Source organism: Massilia sp. YIM B02443 (assembly GCF_030411955.1).
Lineage (GTDB): Bacteria > Pseudomonadota > Gammaproteobacteria > Burkholderiales > Burkholderiaceae_D > Telluria.
On record NZ_JASNRA010000018.1, the window covers coordinates 68,870 to 90,890 of the forward strand.

General features: G+C 61.2%; 22 protein-coding genes. 15 read left to right on the forward strand and 7 right to left on the reverse strand.

Going from position 1 to position 22,021, the window contains the following annotated elements; translation table 11 throughout:
• The first annotated feature begins 2 nt into the window (after window positions 1-2).
• From QPK27_RS18175 to QPK27_RS18190, 4 genes are all read left to right on the forward strand, one after another.
• Entirely contained in the window at window positions 3-446 is a 444-nt protein-coding gene (locus QPK27_RS18175) for a DUF305 domain-containing protein (protein WP_051306793.1), read from the forward strand.
• A 3-nt stretch (window positions 447-449) separates the two neighbouring features.
• Complete coding sequence (locus tag QPK27_RS18180) at window positions 450-1,844, forward strand: beta-propeller fold lactonase family protein (protein ID WP_091874567.1); 1,395 nt, start codon at window positions 450-452, stop codon at window positions 1,842-1,844.
• A 119-nt stretch (window positions 1,845-1,963) separates the two neighbouring features.
• A complete protein-coding gene (locus tag QPK27_RS18185; RefSeq protein WP_374047090.1) occupies window positions 1,964-3,163 on the forward strand; it encodes a molybdopterin-dependent oxidoreductase in 1,200 nt (399 codons plus the stop codon).
• A gap of 11 nt (window positions 3,164-3,174) precedes the next feature.
• Window positions 3,175-3,813: a c-type cytochrome gene (locus QPK27_RS18190; protein ID WP_228892616.1), complete on the forward strand. Its 639-nt coding sequence runs from the start codon at window positions 3,175-3,177 to the stop codon at window positions 3,811-3,813.
• A gap of 146 nt (window positions 3,814-3,959) precedes the next feature.
• On the opposite strand, the gene QPK27_RS18195 is transcribed toward QPK27_RS18190, so the two are convergent.
• A complete protein-coding gene (locus QPK27_RS18195; RefSeq protein WP_083684450.1) occupies window positions 3,960-4,976 on the reverse strand; it encodes a tyrosine-type recombinase/integrase in 1,017 nt (338 codons plus the stop codon).
• Window positions 4,977-5,162: 186 nt separating this feature from the next.
• Here QPK27_RS18195 and QPK27_RS18200 point away from each other — a divergent pair, with 186 nt between their 5' ends.
• Together QPK27_RS18200 and QPK27_RS18205 are read left to right on the forward strand one after the other, a co-directional pair.
• Window positions 5,163-6,131, forward strand: a complete 969-nt coding sequence (locus QPK27_RS18200; protein ID WP_290419605.1) for a DNA-binding protein — start codon at window positions 5,163-5,165, stop codon at window positions 6,129-6,131.
• Between the two features lie 107 nt (window positions 6,132-6,238).
• Window positions 6,239-9,199, forward strand: coding sequence for a Tn3 family transposase (locus QPK27_RS18205; RefSeq protein ID WP_290419606.1), 2,961 nt, complete (start codon window positions 6,239-6,241; stop codon window positions 9,197-9,199).
• Between the two features lie 8 nt (window positions 9,200-9,207).
• On the opposite strand, the gene QPK27_RS18210 is transcribed toward QPK27_RS18205, so the two are convergent.
• Complete coding sequence (locus QPK27_RS18210) at window positions 9,208-9,780, reverse strand: hypothetical protein (protein WP_051516974.1); 573 nt, start codon at window positions 9,778-9,780, stop codon at window positions 9,208-9,210.
• 179 nt (window positions 9,781-9,959) lie between these two features.
• Between QPK27_RS18210 and QPK27_RS18215 the strand changes: the two genes are divergently transcribed.
• A complete protein-coding gene (locus tag QPK27_RS18215) occupies window positions 9,960-10,493 on the forward strand; it encodes a hypothetical protein (RefSeq protein WP_157225732.1) in 534 nt (177 codons plus the stop codon).
• 104 nt (window positions 10,494-10,597) lie between these two features.
• Here the strand turns inward: QPK27_RS18215 and QPK27_RS18220 are convergent, their stop codons facing one another.
• The 3 genes from QPK27_RS18220 to fdx all read right to left on the reverse strand — a co-directional run bounded on the left by QPK27_RS18220 (window position 10,598) and on the right by fdx (window position 13,605).
• Window positions 10,598-10,783 carry a hypothetical protein gene (locus QPK27_RS18220; RefSeq protein WP_040778113.1) on the reverse strand — a complete coding sequence of 62 codons (186 nt, stop codon included), beginning with the start codon at window positions 10,781-10,783 and terminating at the stop codon, window positions 10,598-10,600.
• Window positions 10,780-13,197, reverse strand: coding sequence for a heavy metal translocating P-type ATPase (locus QPK27_RS18225; protein WP_374047089.1), 2,418 nt, complete (start codon window positions 13,195-13,197; stop codon window positions 10,780-10,782). Before QPK27_RS18225 ends, QPK27_RS18220 begins: the two co-directional genes overlap by 4 nt.
• Window positions 13,198-13,266: 69 nt before the next feature.
• Complete coding sequence (fdx, locus tag QPK27_RS18230) at window positions 13,267-13,605, reverse strand: ISC system 2Fe-2S type ferredoxin (protein ID WP_109343465.1); 339 nt, start codon at window positions 13,603-13,605, stop codon at window positions 13,267-13,269.
• Between the two features lie 497 nt (window positions 13,606-14,102).
• Between fdx and QPK27_RS18235 the strand changes: the two genes are divergently transcribed.
• The 8 genes from QPK27_RS18235 (at window position 14,103) to QPK27_RS18270 (ending at window position 20,549) form a co-directional block, all read left to right on the forward strand.
• A complete protein-coding gene (locus QPK27_RS18235) occupies window positions 14,103-14,531 on the forward strand; it encodes a hypothetical protein (RefSeq protein ID WP_040778120.1) in 429 nt (142 codons plus the stop codon).
• 534 nt (window positions 14,532-15,065) lie between these two features.
• Complete coding sequence (locus QPK27_RS18240) at window positions 15,066-16,433, forward strand: TolC family protein (RefSeq protein WP_005670877.1); 1,368 nt, start codon at window positions 15,066-15,068, stop codon at window positions 16,431-16,433.
• Window positions 16,434-16,451: 18 nt separating this feature from the next.
• Window positions 16,452-17,843 (forward strand): multicopper oxidase family protein, encoded by a 1,392-nt coding sequence (locus QPK27_RS18245; RefSeq protein ID WP_109343467.1) that lies wholly within the window; start codon window positions 16,452-16,454, stop codon window positions 17,841-17,843.
• 23 nt (window positions 17,844-17,866) lie between these two features.
• On the forward strand, window positions 17,867-18,310 hold the full coding sequence (locus QPK27_RS18250) for a DUF411 domain-containing protein (protein WP_005670881.1): 444 nt from the start codon (window positions 17,867-17,869) through the stop codon (window positions 18,308-18,310).
• 32 nt (window positions 18,311-18,342) lie between these two features.
• Entirely contained in the window at window positions 18,343-18,699 is a 357-nt protein-coding gene (locus QPK27_RS18255) for a copper-binding protein (RefSeq protein WP_005670883.1), read from the forward strand.
• Between the two features lie 75 nt (window positions 18,700-18,774).
• The gene (gene copC, locus QPK27_RS18260) at window positions 18,775-19,140 is read left to right on the forward strand and encodes a copper homeostasis periplasmic binding protein CopC (RefSeq protein ID WP_005670885.1); all 366 of its coding nucleotides are present in this window, start codon (window positions 18,775-18,777) and stop codon (window positions 19,138-19,140) included.
• A gap of 1 nt (window position 19,141) precedes the next feature.
• Complete coding sequence (locus QPK27_RS18265) at window positions 19,142-20,080, forward strand: copper resistance D family protein (RefSeq protein ID WP_290419607.1); 939 nt, start codon at window positions 19,142-19,144, stop codon at window positions 20,078-20,080.
• 25 nt (window positions 20,081-20,105) lie between these two features.
• A complete protein-coding gene (locus tag QPK27_RS18270; RefSeq protein WP_005670889.1) occupies window positions 20,106-20,549 on the forward strand; it encodes a DUF4440 domain-containing protein in 444 nt (147 codons plus the stop codon).
• A gap of 312 nt (window positions 20,550-20,861) precedes the next feature.
• Here QPK27_RS18270 and QPK27_RS18275 read toward each other — a convergent pair whose 3' ends face one another.
• A complete protein-coding gene (locus QPK27_RS18275; RefSeq protein ID WP_005670891.1) occupies window positions 20,862-21,311 on the reverse strand; it encodes a DUF305 domain-containing protein in 450 nt (149 codons plus the stop codon).
• Between the two features lie 80 nt (window positions 21,312-21,391).
• Entirely contained in the window at window positions 21,392-21,958 is a 567-nt protein-coding gene (locus tag QPK27_RS25525; RefSeq protein WP_081590007.1) for a cytochrome c, read from the reverse strand.
• Window positions 21,959-22,021: the final 63 nt, after the last annotated feature.

Sequence of the window (22,021 nt, forward strand, 5' to 3'; positions counted from 1 at the left end):
TAATGAATCGTCCCTTGTACCTTCGACGCTTGGCCACGTTCGCCGTTGCCGCCCTGATTGGCGCTAGTGCTCTCGGACAGGCCATGGCCCACCATCATGGCCAGTCGCCAGCGGCAAAGCCCCCCGTATTTATCGCCAGCACGGCCAAGCCGTTTGCCGCGCTGACGGACGATGCCATGGCCGTCATGGATGACGGCATGAAGCGCGCGCCAATGAATGGCGTTGCGGAACATGATTTCGTGACGATGATGATTCCGCACCACCAGGGCGCCATCGACATGGCGAAAGCGCTCCTGCTCACCACCAAGGATCCTGAATTGCGCAACGTCGCCCAAGGCATCATCACGGAACAGCAAAACGAAATCAACATTATGCAGGCCTGGTTGCAGCGCTACCAATCGGCTCAGGCAAAAGTTGCTCCCACTTCGATCACCAAGAAAGAATAAATCATGCAACTCCGTCACTGCGTTTTCTCGTTGACCGTCAGCAGCCTGCTCACCGCCTCCGCGTTTGCCGCTCCTGGCGCGCAAGACCGCGTCTACACCGCTGACCAGAATACCAATACCGTTTCAGTGATCAACCCGGCGACCAATTTGCTGCTCGGCCAGATCAAACTGGGCAACCAGCGTCCGGACGTGTTGTCGCCGCTATACAAGGGCGAGATCAATGTGCACGGCCTGGGCTTTTCGCCCGACCACAAGACCCTGATTGCCATTTCAAACGGCTCTAACTCGGTGGCATTCATCGACACGGCGACCAACAAGGTCAAAGGAATCACCTATATCGGTCGCTCGCCCCATGAAGGGTTTTTCACTGCCGACGGCCGCGAAGTCTGGGCGGTGGTGCGCGGCGAAGACTACATCTCGGTGATCGACCCGGTCACCTTCAAGGAGAAAAAGCGGATCGAGACGACCGCCGGCCCCGGCATGGTGCAGTTCCTGCCGAACGGCAAGCTGGCGTTCGTCGTCTCCAGCTTCAATCCCGTGGTCGACGTGATCGACATGAAGTCGCACAAGGTCATCAAGCACATTAAGGTCGTCAGCCCGTTCTCGCCGTTCCTTCAGTTCACCCCTGATTTCAAGGAAATGTGGATGACGCACAAGGATGCCGGCAAAGTGACGCGCATCGATACTGCCAGCCTGGAAGTAAAGGGCGTCATCGATACCGGCTTCATTACCAACCACTTGGCGTTCGCGAAGACTGCGGCTGGCACCCGTGCTTACGTAACGATCGGCGGTGAGAATGTCGTCAAGGTGTACACCACCGACGCCACGCCGACGCTGGTTGCGACGATCCCTACCGGCGCGTTGCCCCACGGCATCTGGACCTCCGACGACGGCACACGTCTGTATGTGGGACTTGAAAACGGCGACGCGGTCGATGTCATCGACAGCGCCACCAACAAGGTGATTGCGCGCGCACCGGTCGGCCAGGCGCCGCAGGCACTGGTGTACGTTTCGAACGCCGTGCCGCACGGCGACGGCATGACCAACCTGGTCCCGCGCGCCAACAGCGAGCCAATCAACATTGCGCTTAAACCCGCTGCCGGCGAGGCCAAGGGATTCGTTGTGGCCCGTAACCTGGGCGTGGTGGACGCGCTGGAAGTGTCGCTGTTCAAACTCAAGCCGCAGACCGCGTACAGCGTGTACGTCACCGGCCAGGCCGCGCCGGTGGCCAGTTTCAAGACGAATCCGATGGGGATGGCGAACGGCACTGCGATCGGACCGATGCGCGCCGTGAGCAACAGCCTCAACGACAAGGCCGCGACGGCGAGTCGCATCCTGGTGATGGAAGGGGACGTGGCCGTCGATCCACAAAAAGCCGTATTGAGTAGCGTGCAGTAAGCAAATCACGACAATACTGTGGCAGTATCGAGCTAACCGATTTCACAATAATAACGGAGACCAGTATGGCGAAGAACTCGTTGATATTGACGGCGGAGGCGTTGCGGCGCCGTTCCTTTATGAGGCAGGCCGGCACGCTCGGTGCCGCCGGCGTGTTCGGCAGTCCGGTATTGAGCGCGCTCGCGGCGGAGGCAGGCTACGTCACGCTGCCGTTTGAAAACGGCGAGCGCGAACTGGTCGTGTATCCTCAAAAGCGGCCGCTGATCCTGCTGACCGCCCGTCCGCCGCAGCTGGAAACTCCGTTCAGTGTGTTCAACGAATCGGTGATTACGCCGAACGATGCGTTTTTCGTCCGATATCACTGGAGCGGCATTCCCACCGCGATCGATGCGCAAACATACCGTCTCAAAGTCGGCGGCAATGTTAATACGCCGCTGGAGCTCTCGCTCGCCGACCTCAAGCAAATGGCTGACGCCACCGAACTGGTTGCCGTGAACCAGTGTTCCGGTAACAGCCGCGGCCACCTGTCGCCGCGCGCCAACGGCGGCCAGCTATCGAATGGTGCCATGGGCAACGCACGCTGGACTGGCGTGCCGCTACGCAAGGTGCTGGAAAAGGCCGGCGTCAAGGCCGGGTCGGTACAGGTCTCGTTCAACGGCCTTGACACGCCGCCCGTTGGCGACGGGCCCGATTTCATGAAGGCGCTCAATATCGACCATGCGCTCGACGGCGAAGTCATGTTGGCCTGGCAAATGAACGGTGCCGATCTGCCGATGTTGAATGGCTACCCACTGCGCCTGGTGGTGCCCGGCTACTACGGCACCTATTGGGTCAAGCATCTGTCCGACATTACCGTGACCGACAAGGTATTCGACGGATTTTGGATGAGCACGGCCTATCGCATCCCCGACAATCAGTGCGCCTGTACCGAGCCGGGAAAGGCGCCGACCAAGACCGTCCCGATCAATCGCCTCAACGTGCGCTCGTTCGTGACCAGCCTGACCGACGGCATGCACGTCAAGGTCGGGCGCCAGACGGTGGTGCGCGGGATTGCGTTCGACGGCGGCTACGGCGTGAATGAGGTGGCGTTTTCATCCGACGGTGGCAAGAACTGGCAAGCCGCACAACTGGGCAAGGACCTGGGGCGCTATTCTTTTCGAGAGTGGAGCGCGGCGTTCACGCCGAAACAAAAAGGAAACCACGAACTGCTGGTTCGGGCGGGCAACCGGATCGGTCAAGGCCAACCCGCGAGCGCCCTGTGGAACCCTGCCGGCTACATGCGCAATGTGGTCGAATCGACGCGCGTCGTCGCGGTATAAGGGGAACCACATTGAAACATCCACTGATTTGCTCTCTGTTCACCATCAGTCTGATGGCTGCGGCCCCAGCTTTCGCCCTCGACATTCAGCTTCCGCCTGAAACTGCTGTCTTCAAACCCAGCGAGTTGCCGGGATATGCGCTGGCCCAGCGCAACTGCATGACATGTCACTCGGTCCATTACATCCAGTCGCAGCCCACGACATCGCCGCGCGGCTACTGGGATGCCACCGTGAGAAAGATGAAGAAACCGTTCGGTGCGCAATTCTCAGACGCGGATATCCCGGACATGGTCGATTACCTGGTCAAGACCTACGGTGCCGAACGCAGTAACGCAGTGCCGATTGCGAACGCGGCGATAAAGCCAGCTGCAGTTGCACCGAAGGCCGGCGCCACCGCAGCAATCGATACGAAAGCGTTGCTTGCCGCAAATGCTTGCATGGGATGTCATTCGATCGACAAAAAGGTCGTCGGGCCGGCATTCAAGGAAGTGGTGGCAAAGTACAAGGGCAAGGCAGACGCGGTATCACTGGTGGCGAGGAATATTCGAGCGGGCGGCGCTGGCAAATGGGGGCCTGTACCGATGCCAGCTTTCTCCCAACTGAGCGAGGGCGAAGCGATGGCCTTGGCGCATTATGTCCTGGCGCAATGAATTTGATGCCATCCCCTTCCTGTAGACGCCTTTACTGAGCATGCCCGCCGGGGACGTGCTTCGCGCCATGCCGTCGCTCGCCCCGGCACAGCCGGGGGCCGGCCGGTGCTGCTTTTCAACAACGGGCAAGCGGGCGCTGAGACAAATCAGGCCGGTTTGACCCGCTTACGCAGCAGACTGCCGGCCGCGTTATCCTCGAACCGGCTGGCCTCCTCAATGTAGCCATGGACCGTGCCGTCGTGGCGCCAGCCTCCTTGCTTCTTGATGTCGCGGAAGTCGGCTCCGGCGCGGTGCGCGCTGGTGGCCATGCCACGCCGCAGACTGTGACTAGACAGGTCTAGCACGTAGTCGAGTTTGACCAGTGTCGCGCAATCCTCCAGGATCGTATTCACGCTGCCCACGCCCAGAGCGGCGCTGGCCACCGTCCCCCACTTGCTGATAGACCGAAACACCGGTCCGGCCATGATGTCGGCGGCGTCGAGCCAGGCGCGCAACGCCGCCGCCGGGCAGCAAGGGCCGTCGCTGTACGGGATCGCCTTGATGATCCCTTCGCCCAGTTGGTCAGTCTTCGAGCGCGGCAGCATGATCTCGATGCCCTCGGGTGTCCAGCCAATATGTCCGACCTCGATGGCGACCAGCTCGCTGCGCCGCAATCCGCCGAAAAAACCGATCTGCAAAAGTGCGTTGTCGCGCGTCGCCTTCAACGTGCCGGCGCTGACCAGCTGCACCACGATACGTTCCAGGTCCTCGATTGGAAGGGCCTTGGCCCTCTTCTTCGGGCGGCCGTGCGTGCGTGCGATCCCCGTCAGTGTCTTGCGCACGGTCGGTGTCGAAGCCGGATTGGGGAAGCCCAGGTGGACGTGCCACTGCGACAGTGCCGTCAGGCGCAACGCCAAGGTGCGGGGATTGAGGGTCGGCGCGTAGGTGAGCAGGTATCGGATGATCGCCGCTTCGTCGGCCGGCAACACGCCGCCCCACGCCAGGTAGTGGTTTACGGCGGACCGGTACGCCCGGCGCGTGTTGTCGGCCGTGGCGGCGGCCAGGACGGCGCGGTGCTGGGCTGCGAGCACGGCGTCCACAGCTGTAACGGCAGAGTGCAGCGCCGACGCTGGGTGTGCATCGTTATTTTCGGCGCCGTTGTCGGCGGGTTCGGGGGTGGCCATGGCTGTGTTGCTCGCGGTCGGGCTTGTAACGGGGGTTACGGCAGGATAGCACGCTGCGGATCGGCATCGGTGTCGATAATCTACATTATCGAGCCTAATTATTCACTCATTTCGGATCGATTTTATATCGTAATATAACGTACCATTACGTATTACACCGCACGTTATCTTATCCAAGGAGCGATCATGGCCAAAGCCGGTATCCTGTACTCCCACGTCGCCAAGGCGGCCGCCCAGCTGACCGCCGCCGGCAAGAACGCCACCGTCGACACCGTGCGCGAGGCCTTGGGCGGCACCGGCAGCAAGAGCACGATCGCGCCAATGCTTAAACAATGGAAGGCGCAGCACGAAGGCGAGGTCGCGGCGGCGGGCGCGGGCGTGCCGGCCGATCTGCTGGAGGCGATCAAGGGCGTCTACGACCGGGTGCAGGTAGGCGCGCAGGTTCAGGTCGAGCAGCTGCGCATTGAGCACCAGCTGGCGGCACATAAAGTCGCACAAGCGGCGGAGGCGCTGCGCGAAGAGGTGCGCCAGCTTGGCATAGAGCGCGAAGCCCTGAAAGCCGAACTGCACAGCGTAATGGCGGCGTTCGCGCGCGAGCAGGCTGCCCGGCATCAAGATGCGGTGGCGATCGCCGCCCTGGAATCAGAAAAGACGGGGCAGGCCCAGCGCCTGGCCGACCGCACGGCCGAGGTCCGGGAGCTGGCGGACCAGCTGGCGCAGGCGCGGCGCCAGTTCGAGCACTTCCAGGAGGCGAGCGCGGCCCAGCGGCAGGATGACAAGCACGCCTACGAAACGCGGATTGCCCGCGCCGAACAGGAGGCGGCCACGCTGCGCGCCAACTTCCAGGACGGCCGCGAGGCGCTGGCCGTGCTGCGGAGCGAGAAGGCCCAGCTGGAACACACATTGCACGAGCAGCGAGACGCGGCCAGGGAGCAAGCCCGCAAGCTGTACGAGGCCACGGAAGGACTGACGGCGACGCGCGAGTTAGCTAGCAGCAGGCAGTTTGAACTGGAAATGGTGGTGGAACGCCTGGAGCATGCCCACCAGGCGAATGAGCGGCTGGAGGCTCGCGTTAGCGAGCTGGAGGGCGAGAACGCGGATTTGAAAAAGAAACCCGCCGCAGCCAGTCCGAAAACACGGAAGACAAAAACGTAAAGCGCTTTACCTTTTTAAATTTAATGGGTTCGAATGATGCGAACCATTGTCAGGGCGATCCTTCTACCGGCGCACCACACAAACCTTTCAGCGAAGGATCGGACCGAATGCCACGCCGCTCACTGCTGTCCGATACCGAACGCGACAGCTTATTGGTATTGCCACAAAGTCAGGATGATTTGATTCAGCAATACAGCTTCACGGATGCCGACCTGGCGTTGATCCGGCAGCGGCGCGGGGCAGCGAATCGCCTTGGGTTTGCGGTCCAGATGTGCCTGTTGCGCTATCCCGGCTACGCGCTTGCCAGCGACACCGCGCTGCCGGATTCGGTGTTGCACTGGATCGCCAAGCAGGTGCGCAGCGACGCCGGCGCCTGGCCGGAATACGGCGAGCGGGAGAAGACGCGCAACGAACACCTGCACGAGCTGCGCGCCTACCTGGGACTGTCAGTCTTCGGCCTGCCGGACTTCCGCAAGCTGGTGGACAGCCTGGCCGACCTCGCTATGCAGACCGACAAGGCGATGGTCCTCGCCGCGCATTCCCTTGAAACGCTGCGCCAGAAGCGCATCATCCTGCCGGCGCTCACTGTCATCGAGCGGGCCTGCGCCGAGGCCGTGACGCGGGCCAACCGGCGCATTTACCGCGCGCTGATCGATCCGCTGGAGCGGCACCACAAGCGCTCGCTTGACAACCTGCTCAACGTGGCGCCTGACATGAGCATCACCTGGCTTGTGTGGCTGCGCCAGTCTCCGCTCAAGCCCAATTCCCGCTACATGCGCGAACACATCGAAAGGCTCAAGGTGTTTCAGTCTCTGGCACTGCCGGAGGGGCTTGGCCGCCAGATCCACCAGAATCGCCTGCTGAAGATGGCGCGCGAGGGTGCGCAGATGACGCCGCGCGACCTGGCGAAGTTCGAGGATGAGCGGCGCTATGCGACACTGGCGGCGCTGGCCATCGAAGGCATGGCCACCGTGACGGACGAACTGGTCGACCTGCACGACCGCATCATGATCAAGCTGTTCAGCGCGGCCAAGAACAAGCATCAGCAGGACTTCCAGAAGCAGGGCAAGGCCATCAACGACAAGGTGCGCCTGTACAGCCGAATCGGGCGCGCGCTGGTCGAGGCCAAGGAATCCGGCATGGACCCGTATGCCGCGATCGAGGCCGTGCTGCCGTGGACAGACTTCACGCAAAGCGTGACCGAGGCGGCAGAACTGGCCCAGCCCGAGACGTTCGACCACCTGCACCTGGTGGGAGAGCAGTACAGCACCCTGCGGCGCTATACGCCTGAGTTCCTCGATGTGCTTCGGCTTAAAGCTGCGCCGGCGGCGCAAGCGGTGCTGGACGCGATCGACGTCCTGCGCGAGATGAACATGACCGGGGCGCGCAAGGTGCCGGACGATGCGCCGATCGCGTTCGTGAAGGCGCGGTGGAAGCCCCTGGTCATCACCGACGACGGTCTTGACCGCCGCTTCTACGAGATTTGCGTCTTGTCGGAGCTGAAGAATTCGTTGCGGTCGGGCGACATCTGGGTGCAGGGTTCGCGCCAGTTCCGGGACTTCGAGGAATACCTGCTACCCACGGAAAAGTTCGGGGCGATGAAATCAGCGCGCGAGCTGCCGATCGCGGTCAACCAGGACTGCGACCAGTACCTGCACGACCGCTTGCTCTTGCTCGAACAGCAACTGGCCACCGCCAACCGGCTCGCGCTGACGAACGAACTGCCCAATGCGATCATTACTGAGACAGGACTGAGGATCATCCCACAGGACGCCGTGGTGCCGGACGAGGCCCAGGCGCTGATTGACTTCGCCAGCGGCATGCTTCCCCGGATCAAGATCACCGAACTGCTGATGGACGTGGACGACTGGACCGGTTTCACGCGCCACTTTGTCCATCTTAAGAGCGGGGAGCAGGCCAAGGACCGGACGTTCCTCATGTCCGCGATCCTGGCCGACGCCATCAACCTCGGCCTGACCAAGATGGCGGAATCGAGTCCCGGCGCCACTTACGCGAAACTGTCCTGGTTGCAGGCCTGGCACATCCGGGACGAAACCTATTCGGCCGGCCTGGCTGAACTGGTCAACGCCCAGTTCAAGCACGCCTTCGCTGCGCACTGGGGCGACGGCACAACGTCGTCGTCGGACGGCCAGCGCTTCCGCGCGGGCGGCCGGGCCGAGAGCACGGGCCACATCAACCCCAAGTACGGCGCCGAGCCCGGCAAGCTGTTCTACACCCATATTTCCGATCAGTACGCGCCGTTCAGCACCAGAGTGGTCAACGTCGGCGTGCGCGACTCGACCTATGTGCTCGACGGCCTGCTGTACCACGAATCGGACCTTCGCATTGAGGAGCACTATACCGACACCGCCGGCTTCACCGACCACGTGTTCGCGCTAATGCACCTGCTGGGTTTCCGCTTCGCGCCGCGCATCCGCGATCTGGGAGACACCAAGCTGTACGTGCCGGCCAAAGTGGGCGATCACCCCGCCTTGCGCTCGATGATCGGCGGCAGCCTGAACGTCAAGCACCTGCGCGCACACTGGGACGACGTGCTGCGCTTGGCCGCCTCGATCAAGCACGGCACCGTCACAGCGTCGCTCATGCTGCGCAAGTTAGGCAGCTACCCGCGCCAGAACGGCCTGGCGATCGCGCTGCGCGAGCTGGGGCGGATCGAGCGCACGCTGTTTATCCTGGACTGGCTCCAGAACGTCGAGCTGCGCCGACGCGTACACGCCGGTTTGAACAAAGGCGAAGCGCGCAATGCGCTGGCCAGGGCGGTATTCATCCACCGGCTGGGCGAGATCCGCGACAGGTCGTTTGAGCAGCAGCGGTACCGCGCCAGCGGCCTGAATTTGGTGACGGCCGCAATCGTACTGTGGAACACGGTCTACCTGGAGCGGGCGACGCAGGCCTTACGTGAGAAAGGCAAGTTGCCAGACGACGGTATGCTGCAATTTTTGTCACCGCTGGGCTGGGAGCACATCAACCTGACCGGGGACTATGTGTGGCGCCAGCAGCGTATAGCCGAAGGCGGGTTCAGGGAGCTGCGCAAGCCCCAAGAGTAGGAAATATTCTAGAAAAGGGAAGATTCAGTTCGCGGCTGCGTGAATCGATTCCCCCGCCCCTCACGCAAGATTCTTAGCTTCTCTAAATAAACCAAGCCCTGCCAGCCTGGTGTGGCCAGATTGAGCCCTGGGTATTGCCGGCGGCAGTTTTCCAGGGCAGGCGACTGAGCATTGCGTTCTTCGTCACGCAGCGCATCCGAGGCGCCTCTGATAATTCGTGCAGCTTCCTCGCGCTCTCGCTGTTCTTCTTGTCTAGCGCGTAAATCCAGTGCTCGGGCATGCTCCAGTTGAAGCCGCTGTACCTCCAGCATGGCAATGAAGCGTTCAGTGTTTTCGGCTAGTAGCTGACGCTCGGCGTCGGTAAGAAGCTGGCCAGCGCTTGATCCATAAACGGGCACCGCCCCGGTGTCATAGGAGCCGTATAGGAGCTTGAAGCACTCGGAGCCGAGGACGGTGAACCGCCCATTCTCCCGCACGATGTGGATGCGTTTGTACACGCTGTGGCGACAGCCGTCGCGCTGACAAATTATCCGATCTCCTTTGTCTACCTCGACTACTGCCATCAGCTGCGCGTTCGACATCTTTTATTTTTCCAAGCAAAGACCGCCCCCGGTCATAAATGTCGACTATACAGTATAGGGTCAGGGCGTTTGCAAGTCGACTGCGCGGAATGGTTTGCGGGCGATATGCTCGGCCAAATCGCCTTAGCGCCCGATTTTTTCCGTTTTCCCTATTCGCCCCTTTGTAAGGGGGTTCTGGTTTGCGAGTACCCGACATCGAACTGACCGAGCGAGAGACCGATCTCCTGAACCAAATCAGGTTCCGCTACACATCGCATGATGAGCTCCGTGCGTCTCTTATGCCGATGGCAGGCCTGACCGAGTCGTTATTGGAACGCGGTGCGATCCCCGAGGTGCGGCTTTTATACTTCACCGATCCCGAGCGCAATCCAGGAGGGCGCGGGAAATCCCGTCAGCAGGTTTTCGAGAATAACGGCATCTCAGGTACTGAAATCTATGCTCATGGGAATTTCCTGAAGTTTCTCGAATACTTCATTTATGGCCCTGCCCTTCCGCCGAATATCGTCGCGAAATTCACGGAGGCCATGTCGTTCTCCGGGCATTTGACCTATGGGGACATCAACGACCTGGCTCCTGCTGCACGTGCCGCTGTGCGATCAGCTCGGCTTAATCCACACGAGGCCGCGGAAGAGTTCCACAAGTTAGCGCTTGAGTGCGGCGCAATGCCGTCTGGGGCCGAGAGTATCCGGAAGTCGGTCCTCGCTGTGCGCTAAGCCCCTAGGCTCCAGCGACCCGACCTTACGACCGGACGAGTGGTCCTCGCCCGCCTGAGCACATTGTGAGTCCGCCGCAGCCAGACGATCAGCGAAATTGCGCACTACCTGCTCTTGCCGGCCCTGCCAGGCTTCCTTCTGCCACGCGTATTGGTTTCTTTCGTCCGGCTTTTGCGGCCGCGACGTCGCTGAACCTCGCCGTAAGCGATGAACCCGGCCGCGATGATGCCAAAGATAACCCCGACCAGTACCGTCAGATCCCGCATCTCGTCCGTAACAACCAGGTTCATGTGGTACTTCCCCTCAAGCGCAGTGCATTACCGATCACCGATACCGAACTCAGGCTCATGGCCAGCGCGGCGATCATCGGCGATAGTAGCTGCCCGGTGAAGGGATAAAGCAGACCTGCGGCCAGCGGAATTCCCATGGCGTTGTAAACAAAGGCGAAGGCGAGATTCTGCCTCATGTTGCGCACAGTCTCCAACGAAAGAAGTCGCGATCGCGAAATGGCACGCAAGTCGCCCTTGATGAGTGTGACGTGTGCCGAATTGATGGCGACGTCAGTACCGGTACCCATTGCAATCCCAACGTCCGCTTTCGCCAGCGCCGGGGCATCGTTAATGCCATCGCCGGCCATTGCCACTACCTTGCCCTGTTGCTGCAGCCTTTCGACCAGGGCCAGTTTATCCTGTGGCGTGACCTCTCCGTAGACCTCCGAAATCCCGAGCCTCGACGCGACCGCCTTCGCCGTGGTCACGCCATCTCCGGTCGCCATCACCACCGTCATGCCGGCATCGCGCAGCGTCGCCAGCGCTTCCGGCGTCGTCGCCTTGACTGGATCAGACAACGCGATCAGGCCGACAAGCTTTCCCTGAAGTGCCAGGTACATGACGCTTGCACCGACTTGTCGAAGCTCTTCCGCGGCCTTCTGTAGTGGCGTCCAGTCGACCTTTTCGGTGTCCATGAGCGCCGTATTGCCCAACGCAACCCGCTCGCCCTGCACTGTGCCCCGTACACCGATCCCACTGGACGATTCGAAGGTTTCAGGCTTGTGCAGCGGCAGATTCCGCCTGCGTGCTTCCGCGACGATGGCGTGTGCCAGCGGGTGCTCGCTCCCCTGGTCGATACTTGCCGCGATCCGTAGAACATCGACTTCCTGGAACCCGGGGGCAGCGATCGCCCGGTCGAACGCAGGTTTTCCTTCCGTGAGCGTGCCGGTCTTGTCGACGATGAACGTATCGACCTTGCGCATCGCTTCGATCGCCGCGGCATCGCGGAACAGCACGCCCTGGGTGGCGGCGCGGCCTGTCGCGGCCATGATCGACATCGGCGTCGCCAAGCCCAATGCACACGGGCAGGCGATGATCAGGACCGCAACGGAGTTTACGAAGCCGTAGACCCAGCTGGGCTCGGGCCCGAACAGCCCCCAACCGATCAAGGTAAGCAGCGCGACGGCCACGACGACGGTGACGAAATAGCCGGCCACCACGTCGGCCAGGCGCTGCATGGGCGCCCGCGAACGTTGCGCCTGCGCGACCATCTGCACGATCTGGGACAGCATGGTCTGCGATCCTACGCGCTCGGAGCGAATGACGAGACTGCCGCTCGTGTTGATGGTTGCGCCGATGACCTTGTCGCCGGGGCGCTTCGTCACCGGTAGCGGCTCGCCAGTGAGCATGGCTTCGTCCACCGCGCTTTCGCCCTCCAGGACCACCCCGTCGACCGGCACCTTCTCGCCAGGCCTGACCCGCAGCGAATCGCCGATGTGGACGTGCGAAAGCTCGATGTCTTCCTCGGTGCCATCGGCGCGGATCCGCCTGGCCGTTTTCGGCGCAAGGCCGAGCAAGGATTTGATCGCAGCCGATGTCTGCGAGCGTGCACGCAGCTCGAGGATCTGACCGAGCAGGGTCAGCGAAACGATGACGGCGGCGGCCTCGTAGTAGACGCCGATACGGCCGTGCATCGCGAAGTTCGACGGAAACAGGCCCGGGAACACGGTCGCAACCAGGCTGTAACCATACGCCGCGGCGACCCCGATACTGATCAAGGTCCACATATTGGGGCTGCGATTCTTGAACGACTGCGCACCACGGACAAAGAAAGGCCACCCGGCCCACAGGACGACCGGCGTGCTGAGGACGAGCTCGATCCAGCTCTGGTAAGCAAGGCCTCCGCTGAAGATCCGGTGCCCTGCCATCGCCAGGATGGTGACGACGACCGTCAGCGGCAGCGTCCACCGGAAACGACGGCGGAAGTCCTCCAGTTCCGGATTCTCTTCATCCTCCAGCGACGGCAGCATCGGCTCCAGGGACATTCCGCATATCGGACAATTACCCGGGGTGGCTTGCTGGATTTCCGGATGCATCGGGCAGGTGTAGATCGTCCCTGGCGGCGCCTCGGGCATAGCCGCGGGGGCGCCTTTCTCCGTATAGCTGGTGGGATCGGCGCGAAACCTGTCCATGCACTTCACGCTGCAAAAGTGATAGAGGACGCCGTCGTGCTCGACGCGCCGATCCGGCCGGTCGGCAACGTTCATCCCGCATACGGGATCGGTATAGGGCTTATCGGACGCAGCAGTCGGATGATGTTGGGATGCACCGGCCATGCTTGCACCGGAGGCGTCGACGGCATGATGCCCGTGCGCGTGGTGGCATTCGTGGCCCTTCTGCTGGTGACCGACGTGATCATGCACTTCATGTTTCATGGCAGCTCCAGTAAAAACCATTGTCCTCGCGCGGCCCGCCTGTCGCAAGCGGTGCGCGACCTGTGATGTCTATCCGTTTTCCTTGGCGTGATTCAGGGAATACCGTGGGATCTCGACCGTAAGATCCGCCTCCGCGACAATGGCCTGGCACGACAACCGGGACAAGTGCTCCACGCCCCATGCCCGGTCGAGCATGTCTTCCTCATCCTCGCTCGCTTGGACGAGGGACGAGTATCCCTCCCTTACGATGACGTGACACGTCGTGCAGGCACCAACCTTGCCGCATGCATGCTCGATGTCGACGTCATTCTCCAGCAGCGCGTCGCAAATGCTGGTGCCGGGAGCGGCCACGATCGATGCGCCGGAAGGCGCGCACTCAGGATGCGGTAACACAGTAATTCTAGGCATGTGCCAACTCCTTTCCGGCACCTGGACTGCGGTACCGGCAGAACAGACAGCGTGGTGTCACTGGCGTCTCGTCCGAATCGGAAAGGGCACTCCCTGCCTGCTTCGCACGCGCGAAGTCGCGCAGGCCTGTACTTGGCATTGCGGCCACGCGCTTGTCTGAGCTGTGGGCCTCGCGACGGGTGGATTCATACATAAAACGCCTCCGGAAAGTGGACTATTCCACTGTAAACCTTCCAATGATGGAAAGGTCAAGCGGAATTTCCGCTGAACGAAGGCGCAGGTAGCGGCATGCCTTCCAGGGTGAAGCGGCGCCGCGTGCGACGTAGGAAAACACTGCGCGTCCATTTCCGATTCTGGAAGAAGTCCGACGACCCATGCTGTGCGCTGACGCACCCTGTTTGCATATCTCGCCAATGCGGCGTACCTGTCGCCCTGACTTTAGTCAGCCTTAAGAGCTGCTTCAGGCCAAAAAATGTCGTGCTATACTCGCGACACCTATGAACCGCGCACTCAAGACATTTCTGGTTTGGCTCCTGCTGGCCGTGCTTCCGCTGCACGCGCTTGCGGCCAACCGTATGTCGTGCGGCCCGGCTCACCAGCAGTCCAGCCAGATTTCGATTGATCCGGGCATGCAGTCCCACGAGCACATGGCCGATGCGCACGCTCATCACGGTGGCGAGCATGCAAGCCAGTCGGACGACTCCCTGGTCGACGCCGATCCGGCAGACTCCAAGGCAGGTAAAAAGCCGCACTCCACCTGCAGTGCGTGCTCCGCGTTCTGCCTGGGCGCCGTCGCGCCACCCTCCACTCATTTCGCTGTCCCGGCTTTCGACGGCTCCAACGCAGTCGTCGTTGCTCCTGCGGCCTTCGCCGTTGGCTTCATCCAGGACGGCCCTCAACGCCCTCCCCGGCACCAATCCGCTTAATCGTAACAAGAGCTGACCCGCTGTCCTTTGGCGGCGCCGTCGTCGCTCTTGAGCACTCGTGCGTGCCCGTGCACGCCCTGTTACCGATTTTGAGGATTGTCCATGACCTCCAAGCTTTTGGCCGCCGCTATAGGCGCCTTGCTGGTCCTGCCGATGTACGCGCACGCCCAGCAATCCCGTCCGCTGCCAGACCCTGCAGACCCCGCCGTCGCAGTGCCACCGACCGTGTACGAATCGGTCATCACCAGATCTTCGCCGGCGCCGCAGGCCGACCAGGCCACGCCTGACAAATCCTGGCGCGCCGCAAACGATGCCGTTGCCGGAGCGCCGGGACACGCGGGACATGGTGCCCACGGCGGTGAACAGAATCACCACGGCCATAAAGAAGCGCCGGCTCCGTCCGCACCAGCGCCCACGTCGCCAGCGAAGCCGGCCAGTCCTGCGCCTGTGGATCACAGCAAACATCATTAAGCCGAACACATAATGACAACAAAGCTTTCAATTCCCACAATGCGTGCCGTCGCGGCAGCTGCCATGGCCCTCGCGTTGAGCGGTTGCGCGACGTTCTCCAAGGACGGCGGCCTGGACGCAGTCTCATCCTTGACCGCCGAGCGCACCGGCCAGGACGTTCGCCTGCCCAAGACGAATGCCAATGGCGCGGCCATCCAGGACGAGCTGAACCAATTGCTGAAACAGCCGCTCACCGCCGACAGTGCCGTTCGCATTGCCCTGATCAACAACCGGGGCCTGCGCGCCTCGCTCGCCGAGCTGGGTGTCGCCGAGGCGGACCTGGTGCAGGCGGGCCGAATGGCTAATCCAGGTTTCAGTTTTGGCCGCATGTCCGGCGGCGGCGAAACGGAGATCGAACGCAGCGTCATGTTCGATCTCGTCGGTTTGGTGACCATTCCGATCCGCCGCGATATCGAGTCGCGCCGCTTCGAGAGCGCCAAGCTGGTCGCGGCAACCGAAGCGGTCCGGCTCGCGCTTGACACTCGCAAGGCCTACTTCAATGCTGTTGCCGCTGTGCAGTCGGCGCGCTACGCAGAGCAGGTCCGCGAGGCGGCCGGCGCGAGTGCCGAGCTGGCGCAACGCATGACCAAGGTCGGACACCTGAGTGCCCTTGACCAGGCGCGCGAACAGGCATTCTCGAGCGAAGCCTCGACCCAGCTTGCGCGCGCGCGCCACAATGCGACCGCTGCGCGCGAGCAGCTTGCGCGGCTGATGGGTGTGTGGGGAGAGAACACGACGTTCCAGCTTCCCGACAAGCTGCCGGAGCTGCCGGCGGCGCCACGTGAGGCAGGCAATATCGAGTCGCTCGCCATGCAGCAGCGCCTCGATGTGCGCCTGGCAAAGCTTGGGACCGAGTCGACCGCGCGCGCCCTGGGACTGACGAAGGCAACCGGCGTCATCAACGTGCTCGACGCTGGCTACGTCAACAAGAGCACATCCGGCGCGCCACGTGAGAACGGTTACGAGATCGAGCTCGCCCTGCCGATCTTCGACTGGGGAGGCGCACGTGTCGCAAAGGCCGAGGCGCTGTACATGCAATCGGTCCACCGCACCGCCGATACCGCCATCAATGCCCGGTCGCAGGTCCGCGAAGCGTATTCAGCTTACCGGACCACCTATGACGTCGCCAGGCAGCACCGCGATGAGCTGGTACCACTGCGCAAGAAGATCTCCGAAGAGAGTCTGCTTCGCTACAACGGCATGCTCATGAGCGTGTTCGAACTGCTGGCCGACGCACGCGCACAGATAGCGGGCGTGAACGCGGCCATCGATGCCCAGCGTGATTTCTGGATCGCGGAAACGGATCTGCAGGCCGCCATCAGCGGCAGCGGCGGTTCGTCGCTCTCCATGGCTTCCTCCGCCGCGTCCACCGAAGCCGCCGCCGAACATTAAACAAGGATTGAATCAGCAATGAGTTCTCGTCGAGATTTTTTCACTGGCGCAGCCGCCCTGGTCGGCGCCGGACTGGTCAGCCGCGCTGGCGCGGCCACCCTCCCGGAAGCCCCGGTCATGACCAGCGCCGCCACGCAGCCGCCACCGCCGCCGCCCAACGGCAGGCCGTATAACCCCGTCGTTACCCTGAACGGCTGGTCGCTGCCCTGGCGAATGAACAATGGCGTCAAGGAGTTCCACCTGATCGCCGAACCGGTCGTGCGCGAGATCGCGCCCGGCATGAAGGCGAACCTGTGGGGCTACAACGGGCAGAGCCCGGGGCCGACCATCGAAGTGGTCGAAGGTGACCGTGTGCGTATTTTTGTCACCAACAAGCTACCGGAGCACACCAGTATCCACTGGCACGGCCAGCGCCTGCCGAACGGGATGGATGGCGTCACAGGCCTGAATCAGCCGGGCATCCAGCCGGGCAAGACCTTCGTCTACGAGTTTGTCGCCCGGCGCCCTGGCACCTTCATGTACCACCCGCATGCCGACGAAATGGTCCAGATGGCGATGGGCATGATGGGATTCTGGGTCACGCACCCGAAGAATCCGGCCCACCACCGCGTCGACCGCGATTTCGTGTTCCTGCTCAACGCTTACGACATCGAGCCGGGCAGCTACACGCCGCGCGTGAACGAGATGCTCGACTTTAACATCTGGACCTTCAACAGCCGCGCCTTCCCAGGCATCGACACCATGAACGTGCGCCAGGGCGACCGCGTGCGCATCCGCGCCGGTAACCTGACGATGACGAACCACCCAATCCACCTGCATGGCCATGAGTTCGAGGTCACCGGCACCGATGGCGGCTGGACCCGTCCGGAGTCGCGCTGGCCGGAAGTGACGACCGATATCGCCGTGGGCCAGATGCGCGCCATCGAGTTCATCGCGGACGAGCCGGGCGACTGGGCCTTCCACTGCCACAAGTCGCACCACACCATGAACGCGATGGGACACGACGTGCCGAACCTGATCGGCGTCGACCACCGCGGCGTCGCCGAGAAAATCACGAAGCTCGTGCCCGACTACATGGTGATGGGCGAGAAAGGCGGCTCGATGGGCGACATGGAAATGCCGCTCCCGGAGAACACCCTGCCGATGATGACCGGCCAGGGTCCCTTCGGCGGCGTCGAGATGGGCGGCATGTTCACCGTGCTCAAGGTGCGCAAGGACCAGAAGCCGGGCGACTACAAGGACCCGGGCTGGTACAAGCACCCCGCCGGCACCGTCGCCTACGAGTGGAAAGGCGAGCCGCCGGCCGCAGTGCGCAGCCAGAGCGCGGGCGGCCAGGCGATGCCCGCTGCCAAGCCTGGGGACGTCGAAGTCACCGTCCGCAAGCCGACCAGCCACAAGGGTCATCACTGATCGCAACAGGAAAGGACGAACCCATGATCCGACGACTAGCAAGCAAGATCGCGCTCGCCGCTGCATTGTGCGCTCCGGCGCTCGCAATGGCGGCCGCACCGGTTATCGACGTCTTCAAGAGCGCCTCGTGCGGGTGCTGCACCGCTTGGGTGGAGCACCTGAAAACGAACGGCTTCCAGACTAGGGTGGCCAACGTCGACAATCCTTCGGACTACCGCGAACGTGGCGGGATCCCGAATGAACTCGGCTCTTGCCATACCGCGATGGTAGGCGGTTATGCCATCGAAGGCCACGTCCCTGCCAGCGACATCAAGCGCCTCCTTGCCGAGAAGCCCAAGGCAAAAGGGCTGGCAGTTCCCGCGATGCCGCTCGGCTCTCCGGGCATGGAGGGCCCGCGCAAGGATCCGTACAACGTCCTGCTGGTACAGGCCGACGGCAGTACCAAAGTATTCAAGCACTACAACTGAACAGTATTTCCTCACGAACGAAAGGAATGAACATGAACGCACTCTCGAAACTGACTCTCGCAATCACCCTGGCCGCCGCAGCGTCCGTTGCCACCGCCCAGAACGGCGCGCACAGCGCCCATGGTGCTCATGACGCTCATGCTGGCCACGCGGCGCCGGCGACGGCTGAACTCACCGATGGCGAAGTCAAGAAGATCGACAAGGAAGCCGGCAAAATCACGCTGCGCCATGGCGAATTGAAGAACCTCAACATGTCAGCGATGACCATGGTGTTTCGGGTTAAAGACCCGGCCATGCTGGACCAGGTAAAGGCGGGCGACAAGGTCAAGTTCGCAGCCGACCGCGTCAACGGCGCGGTCACGATCGTCCAGCTCCAGGCGGCCCAGTAAGCCCACCGAGCCCATCCATCAACCGGAGGCTCGGTACGCTTGAACCGCGTTTGGCGAGCCTCCCAGGAGACCAGCATGAAAATCAAATCTTTCTTTGCAGCGGCAGTAGCGGTAGCCGGACTGGTGGCGACTTCCGCCGCGTCCGCACACGCCAAACTCGAGTCGTCGTCGCCACAAGCGAATGCGATAGTGAGCCCGGCGCCTTCGCAAGTGCGCCTGCAGTTCAGCGAGCAACTTGAGCTGCCATTCAGCAAGGTCAAACTGGTTGACGAGAAAGGCGCGGTCGTCGAGGCAAGCAAGACAGCCCTCGACGATGCGAATCCCAAGGTGCTGGTCGCCACCGTTCCGGCCCTGCACTCCGGGGCCTGGCGGGTTCAATGGTCCACGGTTACACGGGACGGTCACAAGGTCAAAGGCCAATTCGACTTCCGGGTAAAGTGACATGGAGGCTGACCTCGCACTGGCACAACGCTTCGTCACGGTCGTCCTGAACCTGTCGATGGCCATACTTATCGGCGCCAGTGCAGCCCATATCTGGCTGCGCAGCGCACGGTCGGCATGGGGCATCGGCATGGTTCCGCGACTGCGCAAGCTCATGCTTCTTACGGTCTCGGCGGCAGCGGTGGCGTATGTCGCGGTCCTGTGGCTCGAAGCGGCATCTATGGCGGAGGTTCCGATAAGCGAGGCTTTTCCCGCAGTGCGGTCCGTCATCACCGCGACGCATTACGGACTCGCCTGGATGATCGGCGCAGCGGCGCTGCTCGTCGTTGTCTTCACCCTCCGGGCACACCATGGCGAACGGCCGGGTGCCGCAGCCGCGCTGGTGCGTGCGGTTGCCCTGGGCGTACTGCTCTATTCGCGCAGCATGGTGAGCCACGCCGGCGCCGCTGGCGACTTCACCTGGGCTGTGCTCGTCGACTGGGTCCACCTCGTGTTGATCAGCATCTGGATCGGCGAAGTCATCGTGGCCGGCCTGGTCACGCTGCGCACCCAGCCTGAATGGGAGTCGAAGAACCGCGGCGAATGCGCACGCTTCGTGAAGTCGCTGTCGACATCGGCTACCGTCGCCCTCGTCGGCATCTTCATCACGGGTGTGCTGAGCGCCTGGCGCGGACTGGGAAGCTTCGAGAACGCATTCGGCAATCCCTATGGGACGACCCTGCTCATCAAGATCGGACTGGTGCTGTCCGCAGCGGCACTGGGTGGCCTGAACCGGTTCGTCGTGATGCCCCAGTTGCTGGCACAACTGCGCAAGCCAAAGCCGGAAGGCGGCGCCGATGGGAGGTTTGCTCTCATCCTTCAGGTCGAGGCATGCATCCTGGTGGCCGTACTCGTCGCAGCAGCCGTCCTGAGTTCCACCTCACCGCCGACGGCGTCGTGAGGACTTCATCTTCCAAGGAATAATAATGAAAAAGAAAACCATTCCAGCGCTCGTCCTGAGCGCTGCACTCTTCGCGGTCTCCGCAGCGAGTCTGGCGGCGTCACCGAAAGAGGCGCTCGCAGCCTTCCATGATGCCCTCACGAGCGGCGACAAGGCGAAAGCACTCAGCCTGCTGTCCCCGGAAATTGCGATCTATGAATCGGGCTACGTCGAGCGTTCGCGCGATGAATATGCGAGCCATCATCTGGGCGGCGACATGGAATTCGCAAAGAACTCGACGCGGAAGGTACTGAAGCAGACCGAACGCATCGATGGCAATACTGCCGTCGTGTGGGAGGAAACTGAAACCACGGGCACTTCTAAAGGCAAACCAGTGCACGTATTCGGAACAGGCACGGCGGTCCTCGAAAAGAAGGGCGATATCTGGTCCATCGTGCACGTGCATTGGTCCTCTAGGAAGGCTAAGTAATCGCAAGCCTTGCGCCTGATACTTCGAAACGAGGAGCATTGCTCCTCGCTTGTACAGCGAAATCTGACGGCGAATCCAGCAAAACACAGTGAACTCAGCATCAGATGTCCCCTGTTGTGATACGCGCGCAGCGATGTACGCAACGCACAACAAGATGGCGCTTACCTGAAAATCAGCCTCTACCGCGCTCTATCTCCTCGTTTGCCTCGAATCACTTCCGCTTTTAAAAATTGGACCTGAACAAAGACATTCCGTGTCTCGACGGTGTCTTACACATATTTTTTTGGCAAAAAATTCAGATCTCGCAGCGTTTCATTTTCCCTCAAGCTCTAGAATAAGAGCTTTCATCTCCGCTATTTCCCTCCTCTGCGATTCGACGATTTGATCAGCGAGTTTCTGCACGCGTGGATCGGAAATATTCGCTCGCTCACTGGTCAAGATCGCAATCGAATGGTGAGGAATCATTGCCTTCATCCAAGACACGTCATCGACTGTGCTCTGACTGCGTGCCAGCCATAACGCCACCGCAAACAATACGATGCTGCCGACAAAGATACCTACATTGAGCCTATTATTTGAGTACATGCCGAGCATAAATCCGAGCATAACTACCGCCATTGCCGCGCCCATCACTAAGGCCATATACAGCCGAGTTTCGCTGAAAAATATATGCGCCGACTCATAGACGTTCAAATACATCAAGCCAAACATTACCACCGTAGATGCTGCAATCATCGTACCGAACCGCAAATAACTATTCATGGCTACTCCTGTCATGTTGAGTGAAAAAATCTTCAGGCTCGAAGATTCATCAGTGCGAGTGCTTTTTATGGAATAAACTGCTAGTGCGAATGAGCGGGGGAATCTCCATTCGCATGTGTCGAACTCGGGTTACTGTTGTGCTCCGCGCGACCACTAAGATCTTCGTACTGCTCGATTGAATATTCAGGGAGCTTCTTGAGAAAAGCAACGATATCCCATAGCTCTTTATCGCTGTGTGTCGCTCCCCACGCAGGCATCCCTGTCATCTTGATACCGTTCTTTATAATCCAAAACAAACTCTCGTCTGACTGATGGCTATTTTCTTTGGTAAATAAAGGTGGTTGCGGATTTAACCCAAGGTGTATTGGCGTTGGCTCGACACCAGGCCCGAGATGACATATCTGGCACATTGCTGCGTACGACCTCGCGCCGTTCTCGATTCGTCGCATGTCAGCGAGATCGGCAGGGACCCTTATACTGTCGTCACGACGATCAATTGACTGGTTGCGCGTAGTTTCAAGCGCCCAACGGACTGGCGCCGTATGCATATCATTTGCCGCAATATTATATAAGCCAGAGTATATAAACGCGAATCCAGCGGCAATTACTATCACGGCCGCCAGAAGCAATGTTTTCAATGCCACCATCAGTCACCTCAAAGAACGGAAACTTAATTTGTGTTTTTACCTTCCCCGATACTACGCTAATAG

What these genes read in the sequence shown, in the direction of transcription:
- QPK27_RS18185 (WP_374047090.1), top strand. Translation starts at nt 1,964, where the DNA reads ATGAGGCAGGCCGGCACGCTCGGTGCCGCCGGCGTGTTCGGCAGTCCG.
- QPK27_RS18180 (WP_091874567.1), top strand. Translation starts at nt 450, where the DNA reads ATGCAACTCCGTCACTGCGTTTTCTCGTTGACCGTCAGCAGCCTGCTC.
- QPK27_RS18240 (WP_005670877.1), top strand. Translation starts at nt 15,066, where the DNA reads ATGGCCCTCGCGTTGAGCGGTTGCGCGACGTTCTCCAAGGACGGCGGC.
- QPK27_RS18200 (WP_290419605.1), top strand. Translation starts at nt 5,163, where the DNA reads ATGGCCAAAGCCGGTATCCTGTACTCCCACGTCGCCAAGGCGGCCGCC.
- copC (WP_005670885.1), top strand. Translation starts at nt 18,775, where the DNA reads ATGAAAATCAAATCTTTCTTTGCAGCGGCAGTAGCGGTAGCCGGACTG.
- QPK27_RS18270 (WP_005670889.1), top strand. Translation starts at nt 20,106, where the DNA reads ATGAAAAAGAAAACCATTCCAGCGCTCGTCCTGAGCGCTGCACTCTTC.
- QPK27_RS18205 (WP_290419606.1), top strand. Translation starts at nt 6,239, where the DNA reads ATGCCACGCCGCTCACTGCTGTCCGATACCGAACGCGACAGCTTATTG.
- QPK27_RS18210 (WP_051516974.1), bottom strand. Translation starts at nt 9,780, where the DNA reads ATGTCGAACGCGCAGCTGATGGCAGTAGTCGAGGTAGACAAAGGAGAT.
- QPK27_RS18275 (WP_005670891.1), bottom strand. Translation starts at nt 21,311, where the DNA reads ATGAATAGTTATTTGCGGTTCGGTACGATGATTGCAGCATCTACGGTG.
- fdx (WP_109343465.1), bottom strand. Translation starts at nt 13,605, where the DNA reads ATGCCTAGAATTACTGTGTTACCGCATCCTGAGTGCGCGCCTTCCGGC.
- QPK27_RS18245 (WP_109343467.1), top strand. Translation starts at nt 16,452, where the DNA reads ATGAGTTCTCGTCGAGATTTTTTCACTGGCGCAGCCGCCCTGGTCGGC.
- QPK27_RS25525 (WP_081590007.1), bottom strand. Translation starts at nt 21,958, where the DNA reads ATGGTGGCATTGAAAACATTGCTTCTGGCGGCCGTGATAGTAATTGCC.
- QPK27_RS18265 (WP_290419607.1), top strand. Translation starts at nt 19,142, where the DNA reads ATGGAGGCTGACCTCGCACTGGCACAACGCTTCGTCACGGTCGTCCTG.
- QPK27_RS18250 (WP_005670881.1), top strand. Translation starts at nt 17,867, where the DNA reads ATGATCCGACGACTAGCAAGCAAGATCGCGCTCGCCGCTGCATTGTGC.
- QPK27_RS18175 (WP_051306793.1), top strand. Translation starts at nt 3, where the DNA reads ATGAATCGTCCCTTGTACCTTCGACGCTTGGCCACGTTCGCCGTTGCC.
- QPK27_RS18220 (WP_040778113.1), bottom strand. Translation starts at nt 10,783, where the DNA reads ATGAACCTGGTTGTTACGGACGAGATGCGGGATCTGACGGTACTGGTC.
- QPK27_RS18255 (WP_005670883.1), top strand. Translation starts at nt 18,343, where the DNA reads ATGAACGCACTCTCGAAACTGACTCTCGCAATCACCCTGGCCGCCGCA.
- QPK27_RS18195 (WP_083684450.1), bottom strand. Translation starts at nt 4,976, where the DNA reads ATGGCCACCCCCGAACCCGCCGACAACGGCGCCGAAAATAACGATGCA.
- QPK27_RS18225 (WP_374047089.1), bottom strand. Translation starts at nt 13,197, where the DNA reads ATGAAACATGAAGTGCATGATCACGTCGGTCACCAGCAGAAGGGCCAC.
- QPK27_RS18235 (WP_040778120.1), top strand. Translation starts at nt 14,103, where the DNA reads ATGAACCGCGCACTCAAGACATTTCTGGTTTGGCTCCTGCTGGCCGTG.